This window comes from Paenibacillus sp. B46(2026) (genome assembly GCF_056786355.1).
The window spans coordinates 3,027,053-3,046,970 of the sequence record NZ_CM165907.1; the positions used below are offsets into that span (position 1 = coordinate 3,027,053).

Annotated in this window: 16 protein-coding genes; all 16 read left to right on the plus strand. The window is 45.5% G+C overall.

Annotated elements, in window-relative coordinates; all coding sequences use genetic code 11:
- Window positions 1–15 precede the first annotated feature (15 nt).
- The 16 genes from AC1S8V_RS13730 (at window position 16) to AC1S8V_RS13805 (ending at window position 19,755) form a co-directional block, all read left to right on the plus strand.
- Window positions 16–2,817: an alpha-mannosidase gene (locus AC1S8V_RS13730; protein ID WP_482074050.1), complete on the plus strand. Its 2,802-nt coding sequence runs from the start codon at window positions 16–18 to the stop codon at window positions 2,815–2,817.
- Window positions 2,818–3,110: 293 nt separating this feature from the next.
- Complete coding sequence (locus AC1S8V_RS13735) at window positions 3,111–3,701, plus strand: TetR/AcrR family transcriptional regulator (protein WP_482074051.1); 591 nt, start codon at window positions 3,111–3,113, stop codon at window positions 3,699–3,701.
- A gap of 83 nt (window positions 3,702–3,784) precedes the next feature.
- Window positions 3,785–5,155, plus strand: coding sequence for an MFS transporter (locus AC1S8V_RS13740; RefSeq protein WP_482074052.1), 1,371 nt, complete (start codon window positions 3,785–3,787; stop codon window positions 5,153–5,155).
- Window positions 5,156–5,409: 254 nt separating this feature from the next.
- The gene (locus AC1S8V_RS13745) at window positions 5,410–6,414 is read left to right on the plus strand and encodes a Gfo/Idh/MocA family protein (RefSeq protein ID WP_482074053.1); all 1,005 of its coding nucleotides are present in this window, start codon (window positions 5,410–5,412) and stop codon (window positions 6,412–6,414) included.
- Between the two features lie 232 nt (window positions 6,415–6,646).
- On the plus strand, window positions 6,647–7,570 hold the full coding sequence (locus AC1S8V_RS13750; protein ID WP_482074054.1) for an AraC family transcriptional regulator: 924 nt from the start codon (window positions 6,647–6,649) through the stop codon (window positions 7,568–7,570).
- Between the two features lie 12 nt (window positions 7,571–7,582).
- Window positions 7,583–8,680: a Gfo/Idh/MocA family protein gene (locus AC1S8V_RS13755; protein ID WP_253435118.1), complete on the plus strand. Its 1,098-nt coding sequence runs from the start codon at window positions 7,583–7,585 to the stop codon at window positions 8,678–8,680.
- Window positions 8,681–8,863: 183 nt separating this feature from the next.
- Window positions 8,864–10,291, plus strand: a complete 1,428-nt coding sequence (locus AC1S8V_RS13760; protein WP_482074055.1) for a VanZ family protein — start codon at window positions 8,864–8,866, stop codon at window positions 10,289–10,291.
- Window positions 10,292–10,575: 284 nt separating this feature from the next.
- Complete coding sequence (locus tag AC1S8V_RS13765; RefSeq protein WP_482074056.1) at window positions 10,576–11,328, plus strand: FadR/GntR family transcriptional regulator; 753 nt, start codon at window positions 10,576–10,578, stop codon at window positions 11,326–11,328.
- The gene (locus AC1S8V_RS13770; RefSeq protein ID WP_482074057.1) at window positions 11,325–12,536 is read left to right on the plus strand and encodes a M20 metallopeptidase family protein; all 1,212 of its coding nucleotides are present in this window, start codon (window positions 11,325–11,327) and stop codon (window positions 12,534–12,536) included. The genes AC1S8V_RS13765 and AC1S8V_RS13770 overlap by 4 nt, the downstream gene beginning before the upstream one ends.
- Window positions 12,533–14,098, plus strand: a complete 1,566-nt coding sequence (locus AC1S8V_RS13775) for an ABC transporter substrate-binding protein (RefSeq protein WP_482074058.1) — start codon at window positions 12,533–12,535, stop codon at window positions 14,096–14,098. The genes AC1S8V_RS13770 and AC1S8V_RS13775 overlap by 4 nt, the downstream gene beginning before the upstream one ends.
- 104 nt (window positions 14,099–14,202) lie before the next feature.
- Window positions 14,203–15,120, plus strand: a complete 918-nt coding sequence (locus AC1S8V_RS13780; RefSeq protein ID WP_482074059.1) for an ABC transporter permease — start codon at window positions 14,203–14,205, stop codon at window positions 15,118–15,120.
- Window positions 15,121–15,136: 16 nt separating this feature from the next.
- Window positions 15,137–16,066, plus strand: coding sequence for an ABC transporter permease (locus AC1S8V_RS13785; RefSeq protein ID WP_482074060.1), 930 nt, complete (start codon window positions 15,137–15,139; stop codon window positions 16,064–16,066).
- A gap of 21 nt (window positions 16,067–16,087) precedes the next feature.
- Window positions 16,088–18,106 (plus strand): S9 family peptidase, encoded by a 2,019-nt coding sequence (locus AC1S8V_RS13790; RefSeq protein WP_482074061.1) that lies wholly within the window; start codon window positions 16,088–16,090, stop codon window positions 18,104–18,106.
- Window positions 18,103–18,579, plus strand: a complete 477-nt coding sequence (locus AC1S8V_RS13795; RefSeq protein WP_482074062.1) for a hypothetical protein — start codon at window positions 18,103–18,105, stop codon at window positions 18,577–18,579. The genes AC1S8V_RS13790 and AC1S8V_RS13795 overlap by 4 nt, the downstream gene beginning before the upstream one ends.
- A gap of 172 nt (window positions 18,580–18,751) precedes the next feature.
- On the plus strand, window positions 18,752–19,114 hold the full coding sequence (locus tag AC1S8V_RS13800) for an Asp23/Gls24 family envelope stress response protein (protein ID WP_482074063.1): 363 nt from the start codon (window positions 18,752–18,754) through the stop codon (window positions 19,112–19,114).
- A gap of 32 nt (window positions 19,115–19,146) precedes the next feature.
- Window positions 19,147–19,755 carry a GNAT family N-acetyltransferase gene (locus AC1S8V_RS13805; RefSeq protein WP_482074064.1) on the plus strand — a complete coding sequence of 203 codons (609 nt, stop codon included), beginning with the start codon at window positions 19,147–19,149 and terminating at the stop codon, window positions 19,753–19,755.
- Window positions 19,756–19,918 lie beyond the last annotated feature (163 nt).

Sequence of the window (19,918 nt, forward strand, 5' to 3'; positions counted from 1 at the left end):
CAGGAGGTACGCAACATGACAACCAAAAAGACGGCACACCTCATCTCGCATACCCATTGGGACCGCGAATGGTATATGCCTTATGAACACCATCATGTACTGCTCATTGAGCTGATGGATAAACTGCTGGACACGCTTGATCAGGACCCGGAATATCGCTATTTCCATCTGGATGGGCAGACGATTATTCGTGAAGATTATTTGCAGGTTCGGCCCGAACAGCAGGAGAGGCTCGACCGTTATATTCGTGAAGGACGCATCCATTTTGGTCCATGGTATGTGTTACAGGATGAGTTTCTGACCAGCAGCGAGGCCAACTTGCGTAATCTGCTCATCGGTCATCGTGATGCTCGACCTTTGGGTGTGATATCCAAGACGGGATACTTCCCAGACTCGTTCGGAAATATGGGACAGGCACCGCAGATCCTACAACAGGCCGACATTCATAACGCGGTCTTTGGACGTGGGGTGAAGCCTACCGGATTCAATAATGCGGTGGTTGATGCAGACAGTTACGAATCTCCCTATTCCGAGATGATCTGGCGTTCGCCGGATGGTTCGGAAGTGCTCGGCATTTTGTTCGCGAACTGGTACTGTAATGGCATGGAAGTTCCGGTTGATCCGGAGAAAGCCCGAGTATATTGGGATAAAAATCTGGAAGATGCCGAGAAGTTCGCCTCGACTTCACATCTGTTGTTCATGAATGGTTGTGATCATCAGCCGATCCAGACGGATCTGCCAGAGGCTTTACGCACAGCAGCAGCCTTGTACCCTGACGTGGAATTTATCCACTCCAATTTTGACGATTACATTGAGGCGGTTACGAAGGATGTCCCTGAGCATCTGGCGGCTATTGAGGGCGAGCTTCGCAGTCAGCACACGGATGGTTGGGGAACACTGGTGAATACGGCATCCGCAAGGGTTTATCTGAAACAGATGAATCAGCAGGGGCAGACGTTGCTTGAAAAAGTAGCCGAACCACTGGCCGCCATGGCCCATATAGCCGGGGTAAAAGATTATCCGCATCATCTATTGACGCATACATGGAAGATGTTAATGCAGAACCACCCACATGATAGCATCTGCGGGTGCAGTGTCGATGAGGTTCACCGTGAGATGGTGACACGCTTTGCGAAGAGCAGACAGCTTGCAGAGAAACTGGTGTCCCAAAGCGCACAAGCAATTGCTGAGTCCATTCGTGTGCAACCTGCTGAGGCTTGGGGAGAGGAAGCAGTGCTGTTCACTGTGTTCAACACGAGTGGGTGGAATCGAAATGGAATCATTGAGATGGATCTGATTGTGGACAAAGCATTTTTCCCGGAGGGTCCTCATCCGCAGGCACTTGCGCAGAAGGTGGAAAAAGATGCACTGCCAGTGTATCAGCTGGTCGATTCGGATGGACGCACGTATTTGGCGGAAATCAAGGATCTGGGTGCACATTTCGGCTATGAACTTCCGAAGGATCGTTTCCGACAGCCTTACATGGCTCGTAAAGTAAGAGTGACTTTCCAGGCGGTGGATGTACCTTCTCTGGGTTATAAGACGTATGCTCTCATTCCAGTAGAGAAGCAAGCAGAGATTGCTGAGATTGTTGAGATGCCCGATATGAGCCACGTCATCGAGGTGCAGGGAATAATGATGGAGAACGGTCAATTGCGGGTAACGGTTGAAGAGAATGGTACGGCAACGATTGAAGATAAGGTCTCCGGTGCTGTATACAGGGGATTGAATTCATATGAGAATACCGGTGATATCGGCAATGAATATGTCTACCGTCAGCCTGATGGAGAGACAACGCTGACCACGGAGCATCTGAAGGCAGACCTGCGGATCGTGGAGCAGACTCCGTATCGGGTGGTCATGGAGAGTGTATTACGCTGGGATATTCCTGCCGGAGCAGATCAACTGTTCGAGCTGGAGAAGCGCCAAATGGTTCCTTTTACAGAACGGAAGGCACAGCGAGTCGAGCACACTGTTCCGCTTGTGATTACGACAACGTATACGTTGGAAGCGGGCAGTAATATGGTCAAGGTAAAATCTGACTTTAACAATCAGGCCAAGGATCATCGACTGCGCGCACTCTTTCCATCGGGACTGGTAACAGAAGATCATTATGCAGATTCCATCTTTGAAGTTGCCAGACGTTCCAATACACCGGCAAAAGAATGGGTGAATCCAAGTAATGCACAGCATCAGCAAGCGTTTGTACATGTGACCAATGGTGATCATGGCTTGATGATTGCGAACAAAGGGCTGAATGAATACGAGATTTTACAGCATGAAGAGGGCAGCACGATTGCGGTTACGCTGCTGCGTGCCTCTTCGGAACTGGGAGATTGGGGTGTGTTTGAAACACCGGAAGCCCAATGTCTGGGACCTCAGAGCGTGGAATATGCGATTATTCCATTTGCAGGTGATGCTGCGCAGTCAGGTGCATGTGCATCCGCATATGTCTATCCAATTCCGTGGACGACTGTACAGCTAGGGGCATTAGCGTATACATTTGAGCAAGAAAGTCATGCCGGAGCTGATGGGCACAAGGTGGAATTACCTCTGTCGAAGCAATGGCTGGCGTGGAATGCACAAGGTTCGACACTGGCGTTCTCCACACTGAAGATCGCAGAGGAAACCGGAGATTTGATTGCTCGCTGGTATAATCTGAACTCCCAACCCGTTGAATTGGACGTGCAACCTGGATTTGAATGTGCCTCCGTTTATGAGAGCGATGTGCTGGAACGGGTTAAGGGCACGTTGCAGGGGTACAGCCAGACGGTATCCGGGTTCAAAATTGTTACACAAGGATACGCGTTACGTTGATTTTTGAATATCATAACTTTGGGAACCTCCTGTTCACGGTAGCGTCGACAGGAGGTTTTTTTCTCATGGGGATATCAAATAAAATAAAAAAATAGTTACTCAAACCCCTTTGATGACTTTTCTAAGTTGCAGAATTAGGGAAATATGATAATTGGATGAATAAACGAATGATAAAATGATACATTTATGACTAATCATAAAATGGTCTATTTTTGTTTGACAATTTTTGTATCTTTAGATACTATAGCATCAACGACAGTGATAACTGACATTCTTTGAAAAGAGGAATTGAGATGTCTAACAATACAAAATTAAGCAGCAAGGAGAAATTAATGACGGCTGCCATCGATTTAATTTCGAAAAAAGGCTATAGCTCTGTAACAACTCAAGAAATTGCCACTACTGCTGGTTTAAGTGAGAAAACATTATTTCGACAATTTGGGACGAAACAAAACTTATTAGAAACAGCTTTTGACCATTATCACTACTCAGAAGAAATGGCAAAGATATTTAATGAAAGGTTAGTGTGGGATCTACAAACGGACTTATTATTGATCTGTAGAACATATCATGAAATTATGAATCGTAATCGAAAAATGATTATGATTAGCTTAAAAGAAGAAGATAATTTACCTGGTTTTAGAGAACGAACAATAAAACATCCTCGTCAACTAATGGAGGTATTAACTAATTATTTTAAGGCCATGTATGACAAAGGAAAGTTGATAGAAACGAATCCTGAATTACAAGCTTTTTCTTTCATGGCACTGAATTATGGTACATTTATAAATCATCTAGATGCACGATCTAATTTTCCAACCCTCTCGTTGGAAGATATAATTAAAGAGAGTGTGTGGATATTTTCTAGGGCGTTAACTCCCTAGTTTTTTTTCGACACAATGATAGTAAGTACTGACTGTCATTTGATTATTTAATGCAATGCATACCAAGAATCGAGGAAAATTATATGAACACCAAAGCTGCTACAACAAATGAAACAGGCCCACTTTTACTACGTGTGCTAGTCTTTACACTTATCATTTCAGTCATGAACGGAACCATGTTTAATGTGGTATTGCCAGTAATCAGCAAAGAATTCCAACTCACTGCATCACAAGTAACTTGGATTGTTTCAGGCTATTTGATTGTGTATGCCATAGGTACAGTAACCTATGGGAAACTGACAGATAAATTCAGTATTAAAAGTTTAATTACGTTTGGTCTATTAATTCTGGCAGCTGGATCGCTTGTGGGAGTGGTTGCTACACAATATTGGATGATCATCGTTGCACGTATCTTGCAAGCCGCTGGTGCAGCTGTCATACCTGCGTTGGCTATGATAATTCCTGTTCGTTTTTTTTCACCTGAGAAGCGTGGGCGCGCTTTGGGAACCTCTGCAATCGGTACTGCTCTTGGAGCAGCACTTGGTCCAATTATCGCCGGATTTGTCTCAAGTGCTTTAAATTGGAAGTTTCTATTTGTAATACCTCTGCTTTCTCTTATCACATTACCTTTGTATAGAAAGTATTTGGATGATGAGCCAGTGACAAACGAAAAGATTGATTACATCGGCGGAATTCTATTGGCAGGAACGGTTGCCACATTCTTACTCGCACTTACACAGTCAAATATTTGGTTGTTAGTAACTGGATTAGTTATCCTAGTTTTGTTTATCATTCGAATTCGCTATGCTTCTGTCCCCTTCGTGAATCCAGCGATCTTTAGAAATAAACAATATTCTAGAGGGATGGCCATTGCATTTGTATTAGTCGCTGTTGGCTTCGGCATTCCATTCCTGACACCGCTCATGTTGTCGGATGTTAATGGTCTGTCACCTGCATCAATCGGGCTCATCATGTTACCTTCAGCTCTTATTACCGCCATTCTTGGTCGTAAGGGCGGAAAATTAGCGGATGAGAAAGGGAATCCATTTCTACTGTATATCGCATCAACACTTCTTGCTGGAGGTTTCATTATTCTATCGTCAGTGGTAGGGATGTCACCTACGTATACTCAAATATTCCTTACCTTAGGTGTACTGGGTCAATCTTATATGCAAATTGCTATGTCAAACACCATCTCACTAACTTTGCCTAAAGATGAGATCGGAATTGGTATGGGGTTGTTATCGATGTTTAACTTTATTGCAGCAGCAGTATCCACGGCTGCCATTGGTAAGCTACTTGATGGTGGAATAACTGCTGTTCACTTGAATCCGTTTGTTCATGATAGGGTTGCTTTTGTGTACAGTAACATTTTGCTGGTACTGGCTTTAATAGTCGTTGTAATGGCAGTTCTTTATTCTCTTCAATTTGGACGTAAATCCAACAATAAATAAACGTCTTATTGGAATTGAAAGAATATCTTCTGCGGACTAGATCCTCTTGATCACTCCAGTATGCCATTCTGTGTAATAACGAGATTTGTCATCCGATCTGGTTATGTGCACGATACCGATGTATAAATGTACATTAAAATTCATGTCGCAATTTTATACATTAATTGTCGTGAGTTTCTATTAAAAATAGATTAAGTCTGTGATACCTTATAGATGAATGTCAGAATATTATATAGTATGGAGGTAAGACAACCGTGACCATTCGAATTGGCAAAATTAGCATGTGGCATGTTCATGCATGGGATTACATCAAGCAAGCACAGGAACATGAGGATACAGTCATCGCAGCCGTGTGGGATGAAGATGCCAAGCGGGGGCAGGAAGCGGCTGAACGTTTAAACGTACCATTCTATGCTTCACTCGAAGATATGCTGGCCAAGGATGAGATCGATGCCGTTATTGTAGATGCGCCAACCCGCATCCATGAAGAGGTGATTACTGCTGCTGCGAAAGCAGGTAAACACATCTTCACGGAAAAGGTAATTGCATCGACACAGGCGGAATCCAACAGAATCCTTGATGAGGTAAAGGCCAACAAGGTCAAAATGACGGTCTCCTTACCGCGCCTGAATGCAGGTTATACGTTAACCATTCAGGATGTGCTTAACCAGGGATTACTTGGTAAAGTGACTTATGTAAGAGCGCGTTTATCGCATGATGGAGCAATTTCAAACTGGTTGCCTGAACACTTCTATGATCTGAAGGATTGTCAGGGTGGTGCGTTGATTGATCTGGGTTGCCATCCAATGTATCTCGCCAAATTGTTTCTGGGTCAAGAAGTAACAGCGGTTAACGCGAACTTCGGATATATTACAGGCAAAGAAGTGGAAGATAATGCAGTTGCAACCTTGTTTACGGAATCTGGAGCAGTAGGCGTTGTTGAAGCTGGTTTTGTGAACAGCCATTCTCCATTTACGATTGAGGTGCATGGTACGGAGGGTACACTTCTATACGGTACACCCGAAGAAAAGCTATTGATTCGCACGAAAGCAGCACAGGGACAATACGATGACTGGACTGAACTTCCTTTGGCAGACCAAAGAGAAAGCGCATTCAATCAATGGGTTGCACATATACAAAATGATACGGATGCAACCGAAAACGTGCAGATCGCTATGGAGCTGACCCGGTTGATGGAAGCTGCGAATCTCTCTGCCAAGCAAGGGTGCAGAATTACACTAAGTGAGTTAAAGGGATAGGTTCAATGTTGAAGGACTATATAAATTGAACTAAATATTACACATGAACGGAGAGGACAGAAAAAACCTGAAAAAGCGGAGTGGTCGCCTTTATCCCCGGATTTCCCCCTTTAAAAAAGGGAATCAAAAATCTGGGGATAACAGCGATTGGAAGGTTATTCTGTCATCGTAGTGGCAAGTGTAAATATTCTGTAGTTCAGTTTATATAGGTTAAACAAGGAGGTGTGCAATCTTGAGCCTGTATCCTTATGAGAAAATGCTCGAAAGGCAGGATCTCCTGGAGAGACTGGATATTTCAATGGTTTGGGGACATTATGAGATTCGCGTGATGCGATTTCATCTGACTTCTTTTCCAGCGGGCCGAGTTGTGGATTTCCATAATCATGCGGAGTTTGAGTTTCATTTTATCCCGAGAGGAAAAGGGAAAGTTATTCTCGATGATCAGACACATGCACTCTCGGAAGGTATGCTGTATTTGACTGGTCCGGGTGTCGTTCATTATCAGGAGGCGGACGCCCAAGAGGACATGGATGAACTATGTCTTCATGTGGATATCGTTCACAAGCCAAGGGAACATGTCGATCCCTGGGAAGCCGCTGAATCCGAGGAAACGATGGAAAAGCTGAGAATGCTTCCGCTTACTCCGGTGAATGATTATCATCGGGCGATGCATTGTTTTTTGGAAGCCTATGAGGCATGTGATCAGAAATTGTTAGGTTATTATACGTCGATCAAGCAACTGGTCATCAGCATATTACTCAAAACCGTGCGAGCATACGACACCGGGGGGAGTCGACCGGAAGCCCCTGTTCGGGATATGTCGGTGTATCGTTATGAGTATGCAGTGCAGTATATGGAGGCGAATCATCCTACAGTGGTCACGCTGGAGCATGTAGCTGAGAAACTTCATATCAGCAGCAGACAATTGCAGCGAATCTTCTATCAAGTACAGCCGGAGATGCCGTTCAGCCGCGTACTGGAGGATATTCGTCTGCGCGCCGTGTGCCGTAATCTGGAGGAAAGTAACGTATCCATTGAACAGATCGCTCTTGCTTCAGGCTTCAATAATGCCAACTATTTGCATGCTGTATTTCGCAAACGTCTGGGGATGACCCCGTCGGCTTTTCGCAAAATGAAACAACCAATACTTAAGTGAGGGTGAATATATATGAGTAAAGTATATCGTATCGGAATTATTGGCTGTGGTGGAATCGCGAATGGTAAACATCTGCCGAGTCTGAGTAAACTGGATAATGTAGAACTGGTGGCTTTCTGTGATATCGTTCAGGAGCGTGCAGATGAAGCCAAACAGAAATATGGCTCTACTGATGCCGAAGTTTATACCGATTATCAGGAATTGCTCAAGGATGAGTCTTTGGACATTGTGCATGTACTTACGCCGAATATTTCTCATGCCGAGATTTCCATTGCTGCCCTGGAAGCAGGCAAACATGTCATGTGTGAGAAGCCAATGGCGAAGACATCTGCTGAAGCACAGCTCATGCTGGAAGCAGCGGAGCGTACCGGCAAGAAACTGACGATTGGGTACAACAACCGTTTCAGAGAAGACAGTCAGTATTTGAAGAAGGTGTGCGAAGCTGGTGACCTGGGCAATATTTATTTTGCCAAAGCACATGCGATCAGACGTAGAGCAGTACCAACCTGGGGTGTTTTCCTGGATGAGGAGAAACAAGGTGGCGGTCCACTGATTGATATTGGTACGCACGCACTCGATCTGACGCTCTGGATGATGGATAACTATCAACCAAAGGTTGTTCTGGGCACGACCTATCATGAGCTTTCGCAACGTGAAAATGCGGCCAATGCCTGGGGCCCGTGGGACCCGAAACAATTCTCGGTAGAGGACTCGGCCTTCGGCATGATTGTGATGGAGAATGGGGCAACGATCATGCTCGAATCCAGTTGGGCACTTAACTCACTGGACGTGGATGAGGCCAAATGTAGCTTGAGCGGCAGCGAAGCAGGTGCGGATATGAAGAACGGACTGCGCATCAATGGCGAGAAATTTAGTCGTCTATATACCAACGAGATTGAACTGAGTGCAGGCGGGGTAGCTTTCTACGATGGCAAGAGCGAGAGTGCGCCGGATGTAGAGATGAGAAAGTGGATTGAAGCAATTGAGAACGATCAGGAGCCAGTGGTCACACCGAAACAAGCGCTGGTTGTATCTCAAATCCTGGAAGCACTCTATGAATCTGCTCGCACAGGCAAGGCTGTATACCTGAATAACGCTAGCGAAGCATAGAAAAGAACAGATACAGAACCCTTTGTCCCGTTAGTTGGGGACAGAGGTTTTTTTTGTTCATGCCACCTTACATTTTTGAAAGATTCGTGAAAGATAGATAAATAGGAGTTAAAACCAACAGTGATTATACTTTAAACAAACAAGATGCTGACAATGAACATAAAATTAATGGAGGGGTTACAAATGGATTTAATACAAGTTATAGGCAGATTATTACCTATCTTAGCTATTGCATTGGCCGCGGGAGTTGTTGTAATCGGTATTACTTATTTAGCATACATTGCATACAGGAAAAGAGGGGGTAAAAGAAGCATAACGAGTAGGCAATTTATAGCATCATTTTTGATCTTGGGTTGGTTTGTCATGGTCATGACGTTAACCACATTTAGCAGAGGAGCTAATTATGAGGGTTGGATCAATTTAGAGCTATTCAGTGGCTATATAAACGCATGGAATAATTGGTCGGTAAGCGAATTCCAGCTCATCATTTTTAACATGTTGATGTTCGCACCACTCGGTTTCATACTTCCGCATATCGGAATGAAAACGCGTCACGTTAAGCCCGTGTTACTCATATCGCTGTTGGTAACGCTGGGTATCGAAATTTTTCAGATGATCACCGGCAGGGGAATATTTGAACTTGATGATATTCTACACAATACACTCGGCAGTATTGCAGGATATTTGTTGATGAGAGCGATCCTCGACAGTGTTGAGCAAAGAAAGATCACCGTAAGGTCACTATCGAAGGCACTCTGCATACCACTGGTTTTTACGCTGCTTTTTTCTAGTGCTTTTATCATTTATTACAACAAAGAACTTGGTAATCTCTCCATCCGTCCAGCTATTTCTCAAAATATGAATCAAGTCGAAGTAACGCTTAACACAAAGTTACCGGATGAGGCCGAGAAAGTGTCTCTTTATCGCAGCAGTGAAATTCACAACCTGGAATATGCCAAACGAGTTTCCTCTATAATGAAAGATTATTTTGAATTACATCAGAAAGGTAGCATATCTATTGATGGATACAACCGAGTTTGGAGTTTTCTTGATAATGCGGGGAAAGAATATACATTTAATTATGACGTAAATAGCGGTACATGGTCGCTGTCATCTAATATCGAAGCAAGCACTCCTGTAGAGCCGGAAGATTTAATCAAACAAGGACAAGAGTATGGCAGTTGGTTGATTCAGAATGGCTTATTGTCTCAGAAAGCGATATTCAGCACACAAAATGGAGACACGGTTCGATGGGATATCGGAAAAACAGTTACAGATATCGCAAAGGGTGACCGCGATTATGATACCGGACTGATTATGATTGTCCCATCAGCAGAACCTATGATTCCGCAGAATTTATTTTATTCTATGAATAAAAATATTTATGTACGAGTGGTTGATATTATCAGTCCGGCTGAGGCATACGAAGAAATTCTCAAGGGGAACTTTTCGATCTATAACAACTTAAAAAAAGGGGACGTACTAAATGTGAACAAGTATGAACTGACTTACACCTATGATTCGAAAGGCTATTATCAGCCAGTTTATCAATTCGAAGGAGAGGTCAATGGAGCGAATTGGAATGCTTTGATCCCAGCAGTAATGAATTGATTTCAGCTTCTACGTACCTTGATGAAGCATAGACAGCAGCTCCGGCTTCAATGTAGATATGGAACTGATAAGGGTTGTTCTGTCATCGTAATGACCCATGTAAATAACAAAGGAGAAGATGCTTCTGCCAAATGCAGATGCGTCTTTTTTTGTGCCAAAATGCTTCAATTTGGAGGTGGTGAGAAAAAAATATGAATTTACTTGAAAAAAGTATTGCATATAAGTTTAGTCGGAATTATATTAATGGTATAAGGTCTAGACCATATACAGATCGGAGTGTTTAGATGTCCAGTACGTTTTCATTTCGTTTTGAGAAAGTATCCACCAAAAAGGTTAGTGAATTCATTAGAGAACAACTGGAAGAAGCCATTATTTTGAAAGAATTGATGAGTGAAGAACAGCTTCCAGCCGAGCGGGATCTGGCAGAGATTTTTAATGTAAGCCGAATTACCGTTCGTGAGGCACTCTCTTCACTGGAAGACAAAGGATTGATTGAGAAACGGGTGGGTGCCAAAGGCGGTACGTTTGTATTGCCTCTGACAGCCAATTCGCATAAGCGCACGAGAGAGGAAATTAAACGGGATTGGTCACAGATGCTGAAGGTGTTTGAATATCGAACCATCATCGAGCCAGAGGGAGCTTTTCTGGCTGCTGAGCGGATCACCGCAGGCGAACTGGAACTGCTTGAGGGCTATATGGAACAAAGTATAGAGCCAGACTGTACAAGGGAATGGTTCAGGGCGCTGGATGTGAAATTTCATCTGACCATCGCCAAAGCGTCGGGGAATCCATATTGCGAGAGAGCCGTCAGACAGATCCGGACCAAAATTAATCCGGCGCTGGACTTGATGCCTTATGATGACCGGATACGTTCCGTCAATCACGGTGTACATATGGAGATTCTTGAAGCACTGAAAGCACATGACAGGTTCAAGTCCCGGGAGACGATGAAAAGACATATCGAATTCTCGGCTGACGCGATCTATGCCCGTTTGGTTTCTGAATCGGATGAAAATGAAGGGAATGACAGCGAATGAATCGTTCAGAACTAATACAGCTGGCTCAGCCACTGCAAGCCCAGTTAAGCGCTTGGCGCAGAGATTTACATCGGCATCCGGAAATCGGTTATGAGGAGCATCGAACATCCTCCATCGTAGCCGAGCATCTGGAAAGCTTGGGACTCGAAGTTACACGGAATGTCGGAAAGACCGGGGTTACAGGCCTGCTTCGCGGAGAGACAGATGGACCAACCTTTGCCTTGCGCGCAGACATGGATGCCTTGCCAATTCAGGATCAGAAAGCGGTGGAATACCGCTCGCAAGTAGAAGGCAAAGCCCATTTATGTGGACATGATGCTCACACCTCCATCCTGATGGGAGCAGCCCAACTGCTTACGGGCCTTGGAAGACCGAAATCAGGCAATATCAAATTTATTTTCCAGCCAGCAGAAGAGGGACTTGCAGGGGCAAGAGCCATGATCCAGGACGGTGTTCTGGAGAATCCGAAGGTTGATGCCATCGCAGGATTACACATGACACCAGGACAGGACACGGGAACATTGGGCGTAAGTCAGGGCGTTGCGTTTGCATCGGCTGATCCCTTGATTATCAAGGTGCTTGGCAAGGGTGGCCACGCAGCTCGTCCGCATGAGGGCATTGACGCGATTGCGGTATCCGCTCAGGTCATCACCGCATTGCAAAATATCGTCAGTCGGATGGTCGATCCGCTTGAACCCGCTGTGGTCACGATTGGCAAAATCACCGGAGGTTATATGGGAACAGCCATTGCTCCGGAAGTGGAGATGATCGGTACGGTTCGTACACTCTCACCTGCCATTCGTGAAAGGATGCCAGCTTTGATCGAGCAGGTGGTTAAAGGGGTCTGTGATTCTTTCGGAGCAGGATACGAAGTCGTCTACGGCGATGGATACCCTGTTGTCGTGAATGATCTCGGCATGGTTGACCTGTTAACAGAGACCTGTGATCAGGTTAATGCGGAGAAGGGATGGAGCTATATCAAACCCTCCACAGGGGGCGAGGATTTCGCTTTTTATTGTGAACAGATTCCGGGGGTGTTTTTCAGACTAGGATCAGGGAATGATGAGGAGCGTACTCGCTATCCACTCCACCATCCCATGTTTGATCTCGATGAGACAGCGATGCCTTATGGTGTAGGCATGTTGTCTGCAGTAGCACTTGAATTTTTGGCAAGGAATACAACTTCTGAGGGGGAGAAATCACAATGAAAAAAAGACAATGGACAGGTATGTGGATCACGTTACTGGCAATCGTAATGGTTCTCAGCGCATGCGGAGGAACAACTACCAGCAAGAGTGATAATTCGGCATCCGAAGGAACGGGTAGTGGAAGTGCGAGTACAACACTGACCGTTGCTGCAGCTACAGATATCGAGAGTTTCGATCCGCACAACAACAACAATACCTCCAGTGAGGCTGTTCTGGTCAACGTTTTCGATTATCTGATCAAAAATGACAGTGAACAGAAGAAAGTTGCGGGACTTGCGACTTCATGGGATCAGGTTGATGATACAACATGGAGATTCAAGCTGCGTGAAGGCGTGACCTTCCACAATGGCGATCCATTCACTTCAGCAGATGTAAAATACACGCTGGAGCGTGTAGCCAAAGACGAGACACTCAAACAATATAGCTATTTCAAAAACATCGTAGAAGTTAAAACGGTGGATGACTATACCGTAGACATCATCACGGATGGTCCGGATCCGTTACTTCTGAATCGTTTGTCCAAAATGGGAGCAGGCATTCTGCCAGCAAAATATATTGCAGACAACGGGTTTGATGCTTTCCTGAAACAACCGGTAGGAACTGGCCCTTACAAGTTCAGTAAATGGACCAAAGATGATCGTGTGGAACTGGTGAAAAACGAGAACTACTTCGACGGTGAACCAAAATGGAATGAAGTGGTATTCCGTGTTATTCCTGAAGCATCTACACGCGTATCTGAATTGCTTGCTGGCGGTGTAGATGTTGCGTCTTCCATTCCGTCGACTGACATTGCCCGGATCGAAGGCGAAGCAGACAAGAAGATTGTCAAAGCGCCAATCCAGCGTGTGCTTCAGTTGATCTTCCGCCAGACAGAAGGCAGTATCACGGCTGATCCGAAAGTTCGTGAAGCCATTGACCTGGCTATCGACAAACAAGGAATTGTGGACAGCATTGCCGGCGGAGCAGGTATCGTAACCCGCACGTCTGTAACTCCGGGCAACTTCGGTGCTGATCCTTCATTGTACAAAACGTCACTCTATGACCAGGAAAAAGCGAAACAGCTCCTGCAAGAAGCTGGCTATGCAGAAGGGGAAGCCGAGATGACTATCTCCGTTTCTGCACAGTACAAAGAACAGGCTGAAGTTGTTGCAGCCATGCTGGAACAAGCCGGATTCAAAATCAACCTGGATGTCCTTGAAGCAAGTGCATTCAGTGAACGTTACAGCTCCAAATCATTCAAAGAAATTTTCATGATCGGTATCGGTAACTCCTTGTTCGATGCTTCGAATAACTACAATCGTTATATGTTGGAAGAAGCAAAAGGCGAGTCGGATTACAACAATCCTGAAGTAGAGAAACTGCTTCAATCTGCATTGGTAAACATGGACCCTGCGTCTCGTGAGAAAGAGTATCAGCAAGTACAGCAGATTTTCTCTGAAGAGCGTCCAGCCGTTTATCTGTACCAAATGGAAGGTGTATACGGAACGAATGCTAAAGTGAACTTCGCGCCGCGCAGTGACGAGATGTTCTATGCTGACGAGATTACACCTGTTGCGCAGTAACATCGGGTATAACACCGGTCATTGAAAAGATAGGCCGTGAACGGCAGGGACTGGATAACCATGTTCCTGCCGTTCTTTTTCTTAACAAGGGAGGTGAACAAGGAATGGGCAAATACGTACTTAAGTCATTACTGCAGATCATTCCGGTGCTGTTCATTGTTTCATTAATTGTGTTCATTTTGGTTCGAGTCACCGGTGATCCGGTTGCGCTAATGTTGCCTGAAACGGCTACCGCTGAAGATCGTGCTGTTTTGACGCAGGCACTTGGTTTGGACCAGCCTTTATATACGCAATACGTGAAGTTTCTGGGCAGTGCGATACAGGGAGACTTTGGTCAATCTTTTCGCTACAATCAGCCTGCACTAGAGCTTGTACTGGAGAGATTGCCTGCCAGCTTTGAACTGGCGGTAGCCGCCATGTTCTTTGCCGTACTTATGGCTGTACCACTTGGCGTGATATCAGCTGTCAAACGTAATACATTTACCGATCTCATTATTTCAGGAATATCCGTTATTGGTAAGGCGATGCCAAACTTCTGGATGGGGATTATGCTTATCCTTTTGTTCTCCGTCATGTTGGGTGTATTGCCGGTATCTGGTCGCGGAGGATTGTCACATCTGATCTTGCCGGCATTCACACTTGGCGTTGGGCTGGCCGCGCAGATGACCCGGCTGATTCGCTCCAGCATGCTGGAGATTCTGAACCAGGACTATATTCGAACAGCCCGCAGTAAGGGGCTTGGCCGGATGGTTGTCATTGTAAAACATGCGTTTCGCAACGGACTGATTCCGGTCGTGACGATTATGAGTTTGCAGTTTACAAGTCTGATCGGGGGCACCTTGATTACGGAAACGGTATTCTCCTGGCCCGGTCTGGGTCAATTGCTGGTCGTTGCAGTCAACACACATGATATGGCGATTGTACAGGCAGCGGTGTTTGTCATTGCCGTTATCGTTGTGGTAACCAATATCTTGACGGATGTAGCCTACAGGCTGCTTGATCCGCGCATCAAATACGAATAGAAGGAGGTGCAATCATATGACAGGCAGCAATGAAATGCCAATTCCGGGTACAGAACAGGAACAAGATAATGGACGTGCACCAACGGGATTTCGCTATATCTGGCAACAACTGATCATCAGCAAGACCGGAATGTTTGGTGCTGTGCTTGTATTGTTGGTTGTGTTAATTGCCATAGGTGCACCTCTATTGACGAGTCATGATCCGGCAGCGATTAATCCGCTCAACCGTCTCAAACCGCCTGCATGGCTTGAGGGCGGAACGGCCGAATACTGGCTGGGAACAGATAATCTGGGCAGAGACATGTGGAGCCGAATTGTATATGGTGCCCGGGTTTCCTTAATTGTGGGTATGGGTGCGGTGATTGTGTCAGGAATAATTGGCGCCATTCTGGGGCTGGTATCCGGGTTCTACGGGAAGTGGCTGGATGCTGTCATCATGCGTGTAGGTGATGCGTTCATGGCAATTCCAACTATTCTGTTCATGCTCGTTGTAATGGCGATTGTTGGCCCAGGTATTACGACGCTGATCTTTGTGATCGGTGTGACGAACTGGGTTCCATTCACCCGTGTGGTGAGAAGTGAGGTTCTGAGTATCAAAGAGCGTGATTTTGTTCATGCGGCCAGATCGATTGGTGCCAAGAATGGAAGATTGATCCTGAAACATATTCTGCCGAATATCCTTTCATCCTTTATCGTAATCTGCGGTATGAATGTCGGCACAACGATTATTATGGAAGCTTCACTCAGCTTCCTGGGTCTGGGTATCAAACCACCCGATGTATCCTGGGGAGGTATGCTCAGTGATGGCAGACAATACGTTGCAACAAGCTGGTGGGTCGCTACATTCCCGGGACTAGCCATTACATTTACCGTACTCGGTGTTATTTTCCTTGGAGATTGGCTACGTGATGTGCTTGATCCACGTACGGAGACAACCCATAAATAAACGGAGAAGGGAGCCATGAATATGAATCAAAGACCAATTATGCCGGAGGATCTGCGTCACTATCGTTGGATCAGTCAGCCAGTGATCAGTCCGAACGGACAAGTGGCTTATGTGGAACAGACCATAGATCAGGATAAAAACGAATATAACACACAGATTCGGGGAATCTCCCTCGATGGTGATGAAGATATTGCACTTTCCGATGGAACGAAGGATTCCTCCCCTGCGTGGTCGCCGGATGGAACACAGCTCACATTCATTCGTTCAGTGGATGGGGGTAAAGGACTATGGACGCTCGGATCAGATAAAAAAGAGCCGGTCATGCTGATATCTCCCGCACGTAAAATTTTGAGTTATATCTGGTCTCCGAATGGGAAGTACATTGCATTCACCAGTAAAGTTCAACCCGAGGAGCAACAGAAGAAGGCTGAAGTGCATCAAGAGTCCGCACCCCTGCTGCGAGGTAAGGTCTTCGAACGAACAACGCCGAAGGCGGAAGGTTCCGGATGGTGGGACGGTCAGTACAGCCATTTGTTTGTATATGAGATCAAAAGCGGGAAGATCACGCAGGTGACTTCCGGGCTATGGAATATCAGTGCTCCGGCATGGTCGCCAGATAGCCAGAACCTTTCCTTCATATCCAAGCAAGTGGAGGATGAGGAACTCGATGCGGATCTGTTGTACTTTACCGATGTATACAGCATTCGATTGGGAGAAAGTGATCTCTTCAAAGTGACGGATTCCAGCCTGGTCGTAAACCAGTTCTCCTATTCACTCGATGGACAACAGTTGATTCTGATCGCCAGTGATCGCAAGTATGGAAGCGGGAGCCACAACAAATTATATTCTGTCCCCCTTCATCGAGGTGCACCCAGGCCAATCACAGCGCAAGTAGATATGCAGCTTGGTAACGCCGCGCTGGGAGATATGAAGTCAGCAAGTCCATCTCCTTCTCCGATCTCGGATTTCCGTCATCCGGAACGTGGTGTATATGTGCTCGGGACGCATAACGGAAATGTGGATGTGTACCGCATTCAAGATAATGGAGAGTGTCAATCTGTTACGGGCAATGGGGAGAAGGATGTGTATCAGTATACCTTAACACCAGATGGTACGTCGCTGGTTATCGCTGCGTTGACTGCTGAACATCCTGGAGAGTTATATCGCGTGGATATCGACAGTGGCGAGATGTTCAGACTCACCCGCCGAAATGACGAATTCATGGCCGAATTAGCCATAAATGTGCCTGTTCGTGTTGAGTTTACGTCTTCCGATGGATGGCCGATTCAAGGTTGGTTAGCCACACCGGCAGTAAGCGCATCTAATGGGAAGCTCCCATTGATTTTGCAGATTCATGGCGGACCTCACGCGATGTATACGGGAACATACAGTCATGAGATGCAGACACTCGTTGCGCAAGGGTACGCTGTGCTGTGGATCAATCCTCGCGGAAGTATGGGATACGGTCAGGAGTTTGCCAGAGCATGCCGTGGCGACTTTGCCGGAGGCGATTATCGGGATCTGATGGAAGCTGTTGATTATGCCCTGGCTACCTATGATTTCCTTGATGCATCACGTCTGGGTGTCGCAGGTGGCAGTTATGGCGGAGTAATGACCAACTGGATCGTAGCGCATACCCACCGTTTCAAGGCGGCTGTAACCCAGCGTTGTATCTCCAACTGGTTGTCCATGTATGGAACGAGCGATATCGGAATTTCCTATGTTGAGGGCGTCATTGGGGGCAATCCGGCAGAAAACGCTGAATTTCTGTGGTCTCGCTCACCTCTTGCCCATGCACATCACATTGAGACGCCACTTCTGATCATGCACGGAGAGCAGGACTATCGGACACCGATTGCGCAAGCGGAGGAATTATATACTACGCTAAAACGATACGGCAAAAAGACCAAACTGATTCGTTATCCGGGCTCCAACCACAGTTTGCTCAAAAGCGGTAAACCTTCACTTCGGATCGATAGCTTTGAACAGGTGAATGCCTGGTTTAATCAGTATCTCGGGAGTGAGGAGGGCGAGCAATGAGTCGAACTCAACTGTCCATTCCTGTAGGCCTTCTTGTAGAGAATGTTCTGACAAGTGGGGAACCGGGTGAAGTGATTATTGAATGTTTACAACGTCGAGACTATTCCCGGTTGTTGCCTCTGGTTAAGGAATCCGCGATGGATTTTGATGAAAGACTACAGACAGCAGCTGATATCGGAGACGATTGGGAAAAGGCGATACGTCATGGTTATGAGTTCAAGTTTTTGCATATTAACGGGTTGAAGCGATTGCTCGATTTCCGGTTTGACCGTAAGGTGGATCGGGATTATGTTCAAGATGAACTGTCACTGAAGCATATTCATCTGACCGCACAAGAGATTGAATTACTGCAATCGTTAATTGGCAGACAATGGGTCGTGCAAGCAGAAGAAACAGAGGCAGCAGAAGAAGGCAGAACAGAGAGCGAGTTATCCTCTCACATTCCTATCCGTATTCAATTGAAATTCCCCTAATATCATAGTATGACCAGAAGAAGCCGCGGTGATCGCGGCTTTTTTGGTATGTACAGGTAGAAATGTGGACGATTGAATTCAAAAGTTGAAATCGGCCTCCGAGTGATTTATATTTATATTAAATGATATTATTATCTATCAAAAAACACAGGTGTAAAGAGGAGGATATGGGATGTCCATTCAAAATGTTCTGGGAAAAATTCAAATATCGGATGATGTGATCTCCAAAATTGTCGGCAAGATCGCGAATACCACCAGTGAGATTTCCTCCATGTCGACAGGACTTGTAGAAGGCATCACCAAAAAGTGGAGCGGGAAAAGTCTGCAAAATGGCATTGCTATCCGCATGGTAGAATCCAGACTGGAGATTACCTTAAAGGTTGTCGTTTGTTATGGAACGAAAGTGCATGAAATTTGCAGGGAATTGCAAAACAATGTGAGAGTGCACGTGGAACAACTAACCGGATTAACCATTGATACAGTGAATGTGATCGTTGAGGGTATTTCACTGAATCAACCTGATGCGAGGTTTTAGTCCAAATTTAGCTACCTATAGGAGTGACAGCGATGAATAAGATTTCCATTATAAAAGCCAGTCCACAATCATTAGTCGGCGGGCAACTAAATCAGATGGCACTTGAATATATGGCATATTCGCTTGCAGGTACCAAGGATAAAGGCATTATAGAAAAAACATTCAACAAATTATGGCGCTCGAATCAGAACCGATTCAGTCACCAATACGCTTATGAAGCTAAAATGGGTAGCCAAACGCTGGGCATGATCATGTGTTATCCGACCACTTTAATGAACAAACTCGCTTTACCAACGTTCTCCAAACTGTTTGAACTTCGTAAATGGAGCCTGATTAAGTATAATCTTCAACATTGGAAAGAGTTCTACTCCATGGTGACATTGAAAGAAGGAGAGAACGACGAGTACCATATCGGAACATTAGCTACCTTGCCTGAAAGCAGAGGACTTGGCGTGGGGACGCAGCTCATTCAATTTGCAGAGGAGCAAGCTGTAATACAAGGTTTGTCCAAATCTTCGCTCACGGTTAAACAGGAAAATCTACTAGCTATTAAGCTATACGAACGTTTGGGATACCAAAGAGTAGGGGAAATCAATAAACCTGCGCTGTCCATTTACAGGATGTCCAAAAAACTGGTGTAATGTTTTCTGATACGAATAGAAAATGCAGCAAGCTGGAGAGTTTCAAATACATAAGCCCACATCGGAACAGTTAAAGGTGTAGGCTGGAGGGACGCTTTATGCGTCTTTTTTTTAGATTTCAGATTTTTCTCATAAAAAAAGTAACTTGACTTTTGTGGGTGTT